11 protein-coding genes and 2 pseudogenes are annotated in these 12,858 nt (G+C 57.2%); 3 read left to right on the forward strand and 10 right to left on the reverse strand.

Annotation, left to right across the window (positions count from 1 at the left end):
- Both M8006_RS14460 and M8006_RS14465 read left to right on the forward strand, forming a co-directional pair.
- Positions 1-1,025: PD-(D/E)XK nuclease domain-containing protein (locus M8006_RS14460; protein ID WP_250083395.1), on the forward strand; the 1,025-nt coding region annotated here is incomplete at its 5' end.
- A gap of 68 nt (positions 1,026-1,093) precedes the next feature.
- Positions 1,094-2,665, forward strand: coding sequence for an ATP-binding protein (locus M8006_RS14465; RefSeq protein ID WP_250083397.1), 1,572 nt, complete (start codon positions 1,094-1,096; stop codon positions 2,663-2,665).
- Between the two features lie 90 nt (positions 2,666-2,755).
- On the opposite strand, the gene ykgO is transcribed toward M8006_RS14465, so the two are convergent.
- Both ykgO and M8006_RS14475 read right to left on the reverse strand, forming a co-directional pair.
- Positions 2,756-2,896 carry a type B 50S ribosomal protein L36 gene (gene ykgO / locus M8006_RS14470; RefSeq protein ID WP_193060930.1) on the reverse strand — a complete coding sequence of 47 codons (141 nt, stop codon included), beginning with the start codon at positions 2,894-2,896 and terminating at the stop codon, positions 2,756-2,758.
- A 10-nt stretch (positions 2,897-2,906) separates the two neighbouring features.
- Positions 2,907-3,176: a type B 50S ribosomal protein L31 gene (locus M8006_RS14475; RefSeq protein ID WP_250083398.1), complete on the reverse strand. Its 270-nt coding sequence runs from the start codon at positions 3,174-3,176 to the stop codon at positions 2,907-2,909.
- Positions 3,177-3,432: 256 nt separating this feature from the next.
- On the opposite strand from M8006_RS14475, the gene M8006_RS14480 reads away from it, so the two are divergent.
- The gene (locus M8006_RS14480) at positions 3,433-4,200 is read left to right on the forward strand and encodes an ABC transporter ATP-binding protein (RefSeq protein ID WP_250083400.1); all 768 of its coding nucleotides are present in this window, start codon (positions 3,433-3,435) and stop codon (positions 4,198-4,200) included.
- A 35-nt stretch (positions 4,201-4,235) separates the two neighbouring features.
- Here M8006_RS14480 and M8006_RS14485 read toward each other — a convergent pair whose 3' ends face one another.
- From M8006_RS14485 to M8006_RS14515, 8 genes and pseudogenes are all read right to left on the reverse strand, one after another.
- Positions 4,236-5,810 (reverse strand): molybdopterin dinucleotide binding domain-containing protein, encoded by a 1,575-nt coding sequence (locus M8006_RS14485; RefSeq protein ID WP_250083403.1) that lies wholly within the window; start codon positions 5,808-5,810, stop codon positions 4,236-4,238.
- 12 nt (positions 5,811-5,822) lie between these two features.
- On the reverse strand, positions 5,823-6,248 hold the full coding sequence (locus M8006_RS18435) for an NADH-ubiquinone oxidoreductase-F iron-sulfur binding region domain-containing protein (protein ID WP_430886837.1): 426 nt from the start codon (positions 6,246-6,248) through the stop codon (positions 5,823-5,825).
- A gap of 3 nt (positions 6,249-6,251) precedes the next feature.
- Positions 6,252-7,543, reverse strand: a pseudogene (locus M8006_RS14495) (hypothetical protein); the annotation flags it as partial.
- A 5-nt stretch (positions 7,544-7,548) separates the two neighbouring features.
- Positions 7,549-7,656 (reverse strand): annotated as a pseudogene (locus M8006_RS18440) (RidA family protein); the annotation flags it as partial.
- 13 nt (positions 7,657-7,669) lie between these two features.
- A complete protein-coding gene (locus M8006_RS14500; RefSeq protein WP_250083406.1) occupies positions 7,670-8,437 on the reverse strand; it encodes a DUF3726 domain-containing protein in 768 nt (255 codons plus the stop codon).
- Positions 8,434-10,221, reverse strand: a complete 1,788-nt coding sequence (locus M8006_RS14505; protein ID WP_250083410.1) for a hypothetical protein — start codon at positions 10,219-10,221, stop codon at positions 8,434-8,436. Before M8006_RS14505 ends, M8006_RS14500 begins: the two co-directional genes overlap by 4 nt.
- Positions 10,214-11,791, reverse strand: a complete 1,578-nt coding sequence (locus M8006_RS14510; protein WP_250083413.1) for a BCCT family transporter — start codon at positions 11,789-11,791, stop codon at positions 10,214-10,216. Before M8006_RS14510 ends, M8006_RS14505 begins: the two co-directional genes overlap by 8 nt.
- A 73-nt stretch (positions 11,792-11,864) precedes the next feature.
- Positions 11,865-12,854, reverse strand: coding sequence for a dipeptidase (locus M8006_RS14515; RefSeq protein ID WP_250083415.1), 990 nt, complete (start codon positions 12,852-12,854; stop codon positions 11,865-11,867).
- Positions 12,855-12,858: the final 4 nt, after the last annotated feature.

Below are 12,858 nucleotides of genomic sequence, written 5' to 3' on the forward strand. Positions count from 1 at the left end.
GCGTTATTAAGGACGCCGACCCCCACTTGCACTTTGTGCTGCTGACCGGCGTGTCCAAATTCAGTAAGGTCAGCCTGTTTTCGGGACTGAATAATCTGCGTGATATTACCCTGTCGCCCGACTATGCAACCCTTTGCGGCTATACCGATGACGACATCGATACGGTGTTCGCCCCGGAACTGCCCAGCCTTGATCGCGATGAGATCCGTCAGTGGTACAACGGCTACCGCTGGGGTGGCCGTGAGGTGACGTCTGTCTATAATCCCTTCGATGTATTATTGCTGTTCCAAGAACAAGAATTCGGCCCTTATTGGTTTGAGTCGGCGACACCCACGTTTTTGGTCGATATTCTTAAGCAGCGCGGGGTATTTACCCCGTCATTGGATCACTGGGAAACCGAGTATGAACTGCTCAGCCAGTTTGATATTGACCAGATCAGCACCGAAGGCCTGCTGTTTCAAACCGGCTACCTGACCATCCAACAGGTAGAAGAGCCCCTGTTGGGTTACCGCCAGTACACCCTGGGCTTTCCTAATCGCGAAGTCGAAACCAGCCTCAACCACGCGCTGCTTCCGTCACTGGGGGTCGAGAACGCCCCACGCGAGCGCCGAACGCTGTTCCGTCATTTAAGCCAGCACGATCTCGGCGGGTTAGAAACACACTTGAAGGCGCTTTACGCTGGGCTTCCCCATGACTGGTACCGCAATAATCCGATTGCTCGATACGAAGGGCATTATGCCAGTGTGTTTTACAGCCACTTTGCCGCCCTAGGGCTGGATGTGACAGTGGAAGACGCCAGCCACCACGGAAAAGTGGACATGAGCGTGGACTTTGGCGGGCAACTTTACCTGTTCGAGTTCAAGGTGGTGGAGCAGTTGCCGGAAGGTAAAGCACTGGCGCAGATCAAACACAAAGGCTACGCCGATAAGCACCGCGCCTCCGGTAAATCCATTCATTTAATTGGTGTTGAGTTTTCCAGCATCCAGCGCCAGATTGTAGCCTTTGAGGTGGAGACCTTGGCGTAGGTCGTAAAACCAACCGGTGAGCATGCTAAACTGCTGTTCGGTTCGCTGTTTTTGCTCTGGAGGCCACCATGCCGGATGCCCATCGCCGTAAGCTACCCATCGGGATTCAGACGTTCTCGGATATCCGCGAGGGCGACTATTACTACGTCGATAAAACCCCGCATATTGAGCGCCTGATTAACCAGAACAAATACTACTTCCTCTCGCGGCCACGCCGCTTCGGCAAAAGCCTGTTGCTGGATACCCTGCGCTGCTTGTTTGAAGGCCGCCAAACGCTGTTTGACGGGCTTTATATCCACGACCGGTGGGACTGGCAGCAGCGCTACCCGGTGATTCGTATTAGCTTTGCCGATGGTGTGATGCAGAGCCGTGAAGGGCTGGATGAGCGTATCCGTGAGCAGCTACGCGTTCAACGTGAACAGCTCGGCATTACTCAGCACCATAAAACCGATATACCGGGTGAATTTTCCGCCCTCATTCGCGCCGCCCACCAACAGTATGGTCAGCGGGTGGTTGTCCTGATTGACGAGTATGACAAACCGATTTTGGACAACATCCTGGTGCCGGAGCGCGCCCGAGAACTACGCGAGGGCCTGAAAAACCTTTACAGCGTTATTAAAGACGCCGACCCACACCTACACTTTGTGCTGCTGACCGGCGTGTCCAAGTTCAGTAAGGTCAGCCTGTTTTCGGGGCTGAACAACCTCAACGATATCACCCTGGATGCTCCCTTCAGCATGCTTTGCGGCTATACCGACGAAGACATCGATACGGTCTTCACCCCTGAGCTACCTGGCCTTGATCGCGAGGCGATCCGCCAGTGGTATAACGGCTACCGCTGGGGTGGCAGTGAGGTAGCGTCCGTCTACAACCCCTTCGACGTACTGCTATTGTTTCAGAAACGCGAGTTTGGGCCTTACTGGTTTGAGTCCGCGACGCCGACGTTTTTGGTCGATATCCTCAAGCAGCGAGGAGTATTTACCCCTCGATTGGAGGCCTTACAGGCAAAAGCGCAGTTGCTAGGGCGCTTTGATGTGGATGACATCACCACCGAAGGGCTACTTTTTCAAACGGGTTATATCACCATTAAGGACGTGCAGGAGCCCATGCTGGGCTATCGCCTCTATACGCTAGGCTTTCCGAATCGAGAGGTGGAGAGCAGTCTCAACGATTTATTGCTGCCGGTACTGGGTATCAGCGCAAGCGAGGCGCAAACTCATCAACTGGCGTTATTCGATATTTTTCAGCGCCATGATCTGGCTGCTTTGGAAGCTCACCTCAGAGCCCTTTATGCAGGGCTCCCCCACGACTGGTACCGCAACAATCCCATTGCCCAATACGAAGGCCACTATGCGAGTGTCTTCTATAGCCACTTTGCCGCTCTGGGACTGGATATGACCGTGGAAGACGCCAGCCACCACGGCAAGGTGGATATGAGCGTGGACGTTGGTGGGCATATTTACCTGTTCGAGTTCAAGGTGGTGAAGCAACTGCCGGAAGGCACGGCGCTGGCGCAAATCAAACACAAAGGCTACGCCGATAAACACCGCGCCTCAGGCAAACCCATTCACCTCATCGGCGTGGAATTTTCCAGTATCAAGCGCCAGATTGTGGCGTTCGAGGTGGAGACCCTGGCTTAACTTTCTGCTGATAAACGATCAATGTCACCTCTGAGCACGCATTGTTCGGTTCGCTGATGAAAATATACCGCTTCTGTATGCATCTTCTGATTATTTTTTGTGCCTTCCTCCCTGGCGCGCTTTGAAACGCGGATTGGTCTTACAAATGACATAAAGCCGCCCGCGACGTTTGACCACTTGGCAATCAGGATGGCGGTTTTTGGCAGACTTGAGTGAGCTAAGTACTTGCACGCGATATCCTCTATTTAGCGTCAGACGATCGGCGTGAAACCGTACCAAAGCGCTGTTGGAAACGCGCCACCCGACCCTCAGCGGAGACTCTGCGTTGCTCACCGGTATAGAAAGGGTGGGAAGCGCTAGAGATATCCAGGTCAATCACTGGGTAGGTATTGCCATCTTCCCAGACAATCGTCTGCTTTGAGGTGCAGGTAGAACGGATCCGGAAAGTGGCTCCGCAGCTGGTATCGCGAAACACCACGTAATCATAGGCAGGATGAATCCCCTTTCGCATGTTCAACTCCTTTAATCAATATTTGATATAAGATAACATATCAATTAAACATGATTCTCATTAGCGTGTAAAGGTTGTCATCTAGCCATGTTGACTGCCCAAGAAATCTCTTACACATCCACAGTTGTTATTGACGAGCCGAATTCCCTACTGCGCCCCTGCCTCGGCATAAATCATTTCATTTTTTTGTTAAAAATGAGAACCATTAGCACTACAATAGACTCATTGTTATCCATCCTATCGCCAGGAGTGATCCATGTTCGAGGTCAAAAGCGCTACCTTTGAAATCAATGGCAAGCCGATTCTGAATCCCATCGACCACACCTTTCACGAGGGCAACATATACGGCCTGATTGGCCATAACGGCTCAGGCAAGTCGACACTGATCAAGCTGATGGCGCAGCAGCAGCCGGTAAGCCAAGGTGATATTTATTTTGACCAGCGCACGCTAAGTGATTGGGGAAATCGCGAATTCGCCCGCCAAGTGGCTTACCTGCCACAGCATTTGCCAAGTGCCGAAAGCCTTACCGGGCGCGAACTGGTCAGCTTTGGACGCTACCCATGGCATGGGTTGTTAGGTCGCCACACGCAAAAAGATAAAGACGCCGTCGAGCGTGCTATTGCGCTGACTCACACCGAGGCCTTTGCCGACCGCTTAGTCGACACGCTCTCCGGTGGCGAGCGCCAGCGGGTGTGGCTAGCGATGCTACTCGCCCAGGGCAGCCGTTTTCTGCTCCTCGATGAGCCGCTAGCGGCGCTGGATATCGCCCACCAAATTGAAGTGCTGGCCCTGGTCCGCAAGCTATGCGATGAATTGAATCTTGGGGTGATTATCGTACTGCACGATATCAATATGGCGTCGCGCTACTGCGATGAACTAATGGCGTTGCACAGCGGTCGTCTGCTGGCCTGCGGCTCCCCAAACGATATGATGTGCGACAGCACCTTAGAGTCAATTTACGGCCTACCAATGCAGGTGATAAAACACCCTAATGGAGAGCACAATATCGCCGTTGCTCAGTAAGCGAAAATCTCGCTTACTGAAACGCAGTGTAAAGGTTAAAACGACTCGGCGGACAGCCGACAGGCGGCATACTTAAACTCTGGAATCTTGCCAAAAGGATCCAATGCGGGGTTAGTCAGTAGATTCGCCGCCGCTTCTCCGTAACAGAAAGGCACGAAGACCATCCCCTCTGGCATCCCCGGATCCACCCTCACTTTGAGGGTAATCGCCCCTCGCCGGGTGGCAATGGTCAGCTCGTCGCCCGGCGCCATCCCCAGCCTTACAAGCTCAGCGGGGGCCAGGCTGGCTACCGCCTCTGGTTCTAAGTCATCAAGAACCGTGGCGCGGCGCGTCATGGAACCGGTATGCCAGTGCTCCAGTTGGCGACCGGTGGTCAATACGGTTGGGTAGTCGCTGTCCACCGGCTCATTCGGCGCCAGTGGCCGGGTTGGAGAGAATTTCGCCCGGCCACTGGCGGTGGGAAAAGCCTCAGAAAAGACCACGTCGGCGCCCGGCGAGAAGCGCACGCTCTGGTGGGCATAAGCGTCCAGCGCTTGGCCACGAGGGTCGAGGATCAACAGCTTGGTGCCGCGCTTGGCCGCCTGCTTGAAGAAAGTGGCCGCCACCGGGTGGTTGACCGCCGGGTTGCAGCCGATAAGGATCACCACGTCGGCCTGGCTGGCCTGCATGAAAGAGGCGGTCACGGCACCGGAGCCGATGCACTCCATCAGCGCCGCCACTGAACTGGCATGGCACAGGCGGGTGCAGTGATCCACATGGTTGGAGCCAAAGCCGGTGCGTACCAGCTTCTGGAACAACCACGCCTCTTCATTGGAGCACTTGGCGCTGCCGAATCCTGCCAGGGCGTCAGGGCCATGGGTTGCCTTGAGGTCAACAAGCCCCTTGGCAGCAAAATCCAGGGCTTCGTCCCAACTGGCCTCACGGAAATGGGTCAGCGGCTGGGCGGGGTCGAAGTCCGGGTCGAGCCCTTTCGCCACGCCCTCCCGGCGAATCAGCGGCACAGTAAGCCGCGACGGATGGCGCGGGTAGTCGTAACCAAAGCGCCCTTTTACGCACAGGCGATTTTCGTTTGAGGGCCCTTCGCGGCCATCCACATACAGGATCTCGTCGTCCTTGATATGGTAGGTAAGCTGGCAGCCCACCCCGCAGTAAGGGCATACCGAAGCCACATGATGCACGGTGGGGGCTTCTCGCGCGTCGCGCCTGGGCAGCTTGCGGCGCACCGCCGTGGCATCGATGGCCAACTGGTCGGCCATGGCCCAGAAATGGCTGGAACTGTCGGGGCTGTCTTCGCGGGCTGGCTGGTCGACCAGCAGCATCTCCATGACCCCTTCCCGGGCCGTGCGCGACCGCTCGGAACTGGCGCTCTTGACCACCATGCCCGGCGTTGCCATGCGCAGACAGCTGGCGGCCAAGACGCGCTCGCCCTCGATCTCCACCATGCAGGCACGGCAGTTGCCATCGGCGCGGTAACCGCTGGCGTCCTTGAAACACAGGTGCGGAATGGTCTCGCCGGCGCGTTTGGCTACCTGCCAGAGGCTTTCACCGGGATGCGCGCTGACGTCAACGCCATCCAGCGTCAGAGTAAAGGCCTGTTCGCTAGTACTCATGCTCATGCTCCCTTACCCCTTGATAATCACATTCTGGGCGGCGAGTTCGCCGCGAAAACCCTTGAGCAGCCCAAGCACCGGGTTAGGGGCCGCCTGGCCGAGGCCACAAATGGAGGCATCCACCATCACCTGGGAAAGGCGCGTCAATAACGCGACGTCCCATTCGTCACCCTCGAGCAGGGTCAGCATCTTCTCGGTGCCCACCCGACAGGGAGTGCACTGGCCGCAGGACTCATCGGCAAAAAAAGCCAGCAGATTGGTGGCCACGGCGCGCAGGTCGTCCTGGTCGGAAAGCACCATGACCGCCGCCGAACCGATAAAACCGCCGTGCTCCTGGAGGGTATCGAAGTCCAGGGGAACATCGGCCTTCGAAGCGGGCAGGATTCCGCCAGAGGCGCCGCCGGGTAGATAGGCCGCCAGGCGATGGTCCTCCGCCATACCACCGCAATACTCCTCGATCAGTTCATTGAGGGTGATACCCGCCGGCGCCAGGTGTACACCGGGTCGCTTGACCCGACCGGAGACCGAGAAACTGCGCAGCCCCACCCGGTCATGGCGGCCCTGGCGGGAGAAGGCCTCCGCGCCGCGCTGCCAGATCAGCGGAATCCAGTAGACGGTCTCGACGTTGTTGACCAACGTCGGCTGGTCAAAAAGCCCCTTCTGGGCCACAAACGGCGGACGGTGGCGGGGCTTGCCCGGCTTGCCTTCCAGCGACTCGATCATCGCCGACTCTTCGCCGCAGATATACGCGCCCGCGCCACGGCGCAGCACGATATAGCCCGGCGCGACCCACCCTGCGGCCTCAAGCTCACCAATCGCCTCGCGCAGCACGCCATACAGGGCCGGATACTCGTCACGTAAATAGATTCAGCCTCTACCGCCCAGGCGCTGACCAGGGCCCCTTCAAGAAAGCGGTGCGGCGAGCGCTCCAGATAATAGCGGTCCTTGAAGGTACCGGGCTCGCCTTCATCGGCATTGATGGCACAGTAGCGAGGGCCAGCCTCCTGGCGCACGAAATACCACTTCTTGAAGGTCGGAAAGCCTGCGCCGCCCAGGCCGCGTAAATTGGCCTGCTGCATCGCCTCCATCAGTTCGTCTACCGTGACATCGCCTTCGCGGCAGGCCTGAAGCAATGCCAGGCCACCCTCGCTGCGATAGTCGTCAAGGCGCTGCCAGTTGACGGGCTCGGGATGGAAGTGACCTTCCTCGATCACCGACGCGATGCGCGCCTGGGTGGCGAACAACACGTGATGATGCCCCACCTCGGCCACCGGCGCCGTGTCGCAGCGCCCCATGCAGGGTGCCCTGAGTACTCGCACCTGCTCGACATCCACGTTCGCTTCCAACTGTGCTTTAAGCGCCTCGGCGCCAGCCAGTTGGCAGGTGAGAGAGTCGCAAACGCGAATGGTCACCGCGGGCGGCGGCAGCTGGTCATCGTGGATGACATCAAAGTGGGCGTAGAAGGTCGCGGTCTCGTAGACCGCTGCCATCGGCAAATTCATATACGTCGCCAGGGCGCGCAGCTCCGCCAGCAGCAGATGGCCCCGAGCGTCCTGAATGGCATGCAAATGTTCGATCAACAGGTCTCGGCGACGCAGCGTGGCGTTCTGGCGCTCGTCGCCCAGTAGTTCACGCAGTCCCTCAAGGCGAGCGGGATCGAGCTCGCGCCCACGGGGCTTACCACGAAAGCGCTTGGGTTGTGTTGATTGCTGCTTAATCGTAGCGTCAGTCATCTTTCTTCAGCACCTATCGGAATCTGTGCCGTGAATAGGATGCCATTACCGACCACCGCCCACTCCAGTGGCGCCTTAGCGGCATACAGCTCCGTCTTTACCGGTTGAATCATGGCTAGCCCCTGATTAGTCATTGTCGTTGACCCCCGCGCCAGCGCCGCTTCGGGACGCATTTGAAGACTCCACCAGGATGCGATGAGCCAAGGTTTTGAGGCGTGCCCAGATAGCGTCATCTACCTCGATACCTTCTTTTAGCATGCGCTCACGGCAGGCCATCAAGGCGGTTTCTGAATGATGAGCCAGCAAGTCGAGATCATGGTCCGCCCCAAGAGACGGCAGCAGCTCCACATGGTTGGCCATCACCAGCGTGATACCGTCATTGGGTTCGTTCTCTTCTGGCACCTCGCGCACCGAATAGATACGCACTTCCGGGGTGGAATGGCCCGCCCGAAACCCCACCACCTGTTCAGTAAGCGGCTCCTGGGCATTACGCCAGAAGGCCGTGATGTTGATACCACGCCCGACCAACCGCGAGAGGTAGCCCATGATTAGCTGACGGTTGTGGCAGCGGCGAATCTTAACCACTGAAAAACCACGCGCCCTTGCTTTCGCAAAGCCCAGCTCGGTGGCTAAACTGATACTGCGCAACACGCTCTGGCCGTGTCCATCCAACACCGCCAAGTCCCCATCCTGGTAAACCACCTTGGGCAACGTGTCAGGGTCCTCTTCCAACAGGAAGTCCAACCCACGATTAAGCTGATCCACCGCGTTAAACCCATGGCACTGCATCCAAGCCACCATATCAGCGGCATCCGCCGCATCGCCTTCTTCAAAACCAATCCCGGTAAATGCTTTTCTGCATAGGCCTTGCAGCTCATTAAAGGAGACTTTCATGATGATATTCCTCCACGAGCAGCTTCATGATGCGGCGACCGCAGGGCAGGCTGCACGCTGCCCTGCGCGAACTGCGGCTGCAACGGGAAGCTCCAGTCGTCGAAGTGGCTGAGGTCTTCCGGTTCTGCATTAAACTCCTCTACCAACGGAGCCCCCTGAAATAGAGTGATACGCACCCAGCGGTCCGACTTCGGGTCGAAGCGACTCGCGCCAAAAAACGCCAGCTTGGTGCGAAGTAGGTGCATCGGTTTCATATCCCGATGCCATAAATTGGCGTGGATATCGCCGTAGGTGGCTTTCACCAACGACTGCACCCGACGAATCACCTCCTTATGGCGAGGCTTCGCGAGCAGAAAATCAACGACCTTGGCGCGAGGCATTTCCTCTAGAAACGCACAAATAGCAGCGTGGCTATGCGCCACACGCGGCCCAATGGCAATGGGCATCTCTTTTTCGGCTCCGGCTTCCTCATGTCGCACACCTAGCCGGGGTTCTTCTTTTTCCGCCGAGCGATACCAGAACCAGTAAGCCCCTTCATGACTTTCATAGTCGTGCGCTAGCGCCCAGCCGTAGTGGGTCTCGATTAGCTGGCGCAGACGCATCAGCGGCATATCCGGCTCAAGGTCAAGGTTTTCATTGACCCCCATTTGCTCTTCCAAAGGATCCACTTGCTCGGGGTAGAGCTCGATCAGCAGCGTATTGATGAGCTCCTGGGCTTCCAGTGACAAGGTTCGCTCACTCCACGCCACCAGCTGTGCCCAGAGATCATCGTCCAGTGGTACGCTCTCAATCCAGTTCAGTACATCGGGCAGAGCCGCGACCGTGTCAGCGTTGCGCTCGCTTTGTTCGGCGTCTTCTGTCTCGGTTTCCGCTAAATGCTGCTGGGCACGCCGCGCCAGTGATATCAGTCGCGCACGCTCTTCTTCGCTCGGCACTTGGCGCTGAGCCAGCGCCAATGCGGCTTCACGCTGGCTCACCCACTGAGCGATTAGCTGCGGATGATGGATCAGGAACGGCGCCATTCCCAGCCCGGTCGAATTACCAATACCCAAATAACGGCGCAGTTCGGTGGCAAGCTCGCAGGCCGTTTCAGGCGATTGGCAGTGGGCCAAATGCTCCACCTGTTCAATGGAGAAGTGGCGCAGTAGATAAACACCGGCCATTTGCGCCGAGAAGGGGCGGCGGAAATCCGGGTTGTCATACAATCGGGCAAAGTCGGCAATACCAAACTTGCCGTTACCATAAACGGCCGTGGTGCGGTAGAGGTAGCCGACCCGCGTCAGCCACTGCGGGCCCGGCTGTTTGCCGCTAGCAAGCGCTTCCACAAAGTGAGCAAAATTGCGCAAGCTTTTGTTGGCACGGGAAAGCACCAACACCTGAGAGTGCTGACGCCCGGCTTCCTGAAGCGGCACATTAGCCGCCATCTGCTCCAGCAAACTATCGTCTACATCCCCTTCCACCAAGCCGAAGGTGACATCCCAGGCTTCGGCAATCACGCGGTCAGAGCGGCTTTCTTCATCTAGCGCCTGGGCAAACATGACCCCGTGGTAGCGGCCATAAGGTGTTTGCAAGCGATAAACCGCCGTGCCGTATCCATTTTCGTCGAGGTCAAAACGTACCCGGCTTATTTGCCAACGCTGGCGCCCCATCTGGCGCATCAAGGTGCGGACGAAACTCAGACGGCATGCATGAAGGCTGCCTAAACGCTCCAGCCGCATCACCTCGTCAGCGGGGCGTAGATTCAAAGGCGCTAGCGGTGCCAGCGCCCAGTCACGATTATTCATGCGTGATCACCTTCTTGCGTATGGTCAACCCTTGCTCGCGCGCCATGGCATAAGCCGCTTGTGGCCCCAACCAAAGCGATGGCAACAACACCAAGGAAACCGGAATGGCGGTAATCACGATAAATTGTTGCAATACGCTGATCTGACCGGCGCCCATATAGAGCAAGATGGCCGCCATTAGCGACATGGTAATCCCCCAGAAAACCCGCACGGCGGTATGCGGCCGATCATGCCCGGTGCATACCACGGCAATGGCATAGCTCATGGAGTCACCCGTCGTGGCCACAAAGATGGTCGTCAGTAGCAAAATCGCTAAGGCCATTAGCATGCCACCCGGCAGTGCCTGCGCAACGGTGAGCGTTGCCACGTCAAACTGGAAGTTATTGAGCGCATCGGCCAGGTCGATGACACCGGTCAATTGGTAATGAATACCGGCACCACCCAACAGCGTAAACCAGACGGTGGTGGCAATCGGTGCCATCACCGCCACCGCCAGAATCATCTGGCGAATGGTGCGGCCACGCGAGATGCGCGCGACAAAAATCGCCATCAATGGACCGTAACCGATGAACCAGGCAAAGAAGAACACCGTCCACCACTGCATCCACCAACCCGGCGCGGTCTCAGACGTCATGGTCGCCATGGCGAAAAACGAGCTGAGGTACTCGCCAAAACCTTGCAAATAGGCGTTGGTGAGAAATAGCGTAGGGCCAAAGATAAAAATTACCGCCGCGATCGCCAACGCTAGAAACACGTTGAGGCGACTGAGTAGCTGAATACCGCGATGAATGCCGGTGGCCGCCGAGGTCACATAAAGTGCGCCGAGGACCACCAAAATAACCAGCTGAGTGGTATAGCCCGCGCTAAGACCAAACAGCTCATGCAGGCCAAAACTCACCTGGGTGGCGAGAAAGCCAATGGGGCCAACCGTGCCCGCCACTACCGCAATCACACAGCAAGCATCCACAACGCCACCCACCCAACTGCGCATTAAGCGCTCGCCCAGCACCGGGTAAAGCAACGTGCGCGGCTGTAGCGGTAAGCCACGATCATAGTGCCAGTAAGCCAACACGATAGCGGTGAGCGAGCCAAGTACCGCCCAAGCCAAAAACCCCCAGTGCATAAACGACTGCGCCAGCGCCCCGGCAATGGCTTCTACCGTGCCCGCTTCAGTATCAAAGGCGGGCGGCGTAACGACAAAGTGGTACACCGGCTCGCCCGCCGCGAAAAACACACCTCCCCCAGCCAGCAGGGTACACATAATGATAGAAAGCCATTTAAAAGTACTCAGCTCCGGCGACTCCAACCCGCCAACTTTGGCGCTGGCCGCTGGTGAGATCGCCAAGCCAATGGCGATAAAGAACGTTAGCAGCAGAAAAAGCTGGAAATAGGAACCAAGCACCGCCGCCGTCCAGGCGAACCCGACAGAAATCGCACCTTCGACGCCCTCTATGTTGATCAACGAGAGCAGCACAAAAAGAAGAACAAAACCGCCGCTGAGCCCGAGCACAACAAGGTCACCGAACTTACCAAGCCCTGTAGGAGAGCCTTTATCTTTGTTTGAGTCCATGGGGAAACCTCATTATTGATTATTGTTGGTCATGAATGGCGCGTAAAAATGAGTGGCGTGTCAAAAGAGAGGGTTACGCCATGGGAACGGTCGTTCGCGCTAACAGTTCGACCCAGTTACGCCCCATAATGCGCGCGATCTCTTCATCGTCGAACCCTTTGGCGCGCAGCCCGCGGGTCAGATTGGGAAAGTCACGGCTATCGCGCAGCCAGGAAAGCGGCTGAGGCCAACCGGCGTTACGGGCACTGCCCTCGCCATAATCCATCTCTTTCGTCCAGCGGCCGTTGCGCATCCACTCCAGCACTGTGGTCGGTTGGTTCTGGCACAGATCGGTGCCCAGGCCAACATGCTCGATACCCATCATGTCCACCGTGCGGGCAATCATGTCGCAATAGTCTTCCAGCGTGCAGTCAGGGCCGTTTTTGAGGTGAAAAGGGTAAGCCGAAAAACCCAGTAGACCGTCATTTTCCGCAATCGCCTTGAGCACCTTGTCAGACTTATTGCGCTTGGCGTCGTGGAAAAAAATCGGGTTGGCGTGGGAGATGATCACCGGACGCTCGGAAATCTCGATAGCCTCCAGCGTCGAGCGTTCGCTGCTGTGGGACATATCGATGACCATGCCGACCCGGTTCATCTCGCGAATCACCTGGCGACCAAAGCGGGTAATCCCGCTGTCTTCGCTTTCGTAACACCCACACGCCAACAGGCTTTGGTTGTTATAGGTCAGCTGCATGATCAGAAGGCCCAGCTGTCGCAGCACAGCCACCATGTCGATATCGTCTTCAATCGGCGAGCAGTTCTGGGCACCGAAGAAGATACCCACCTTGCCTTCCTGCTGAGCAAGCAAGATGTCACTCGGTGCCTGTACCGGCATAATTAGGTCATGATGGGCTTCAAAGCGGCGATTCCATTCGCCGATACGTGTAAGCGTTTCACGCAGCGTCTCGTGGTACACCAATGTGGCATGGACGGCATCCACGCCGCCCTCACGCATTTGCTCAAAGATCTCCCGGGACCAATTGGAATATTGCAGCCCATCAACGGTTAGCATCTGCTTGGACATGCGC

Source organism: Halomonas llamarensis (assembly GCF_023555005.1).
Classification (GTDB): Bacteria; Pseudomonadota; Gammaproteobacteria; order Pseudomonadales; family Halomonadaceae; genus Vreelandella; species Vreelandella llamarensis.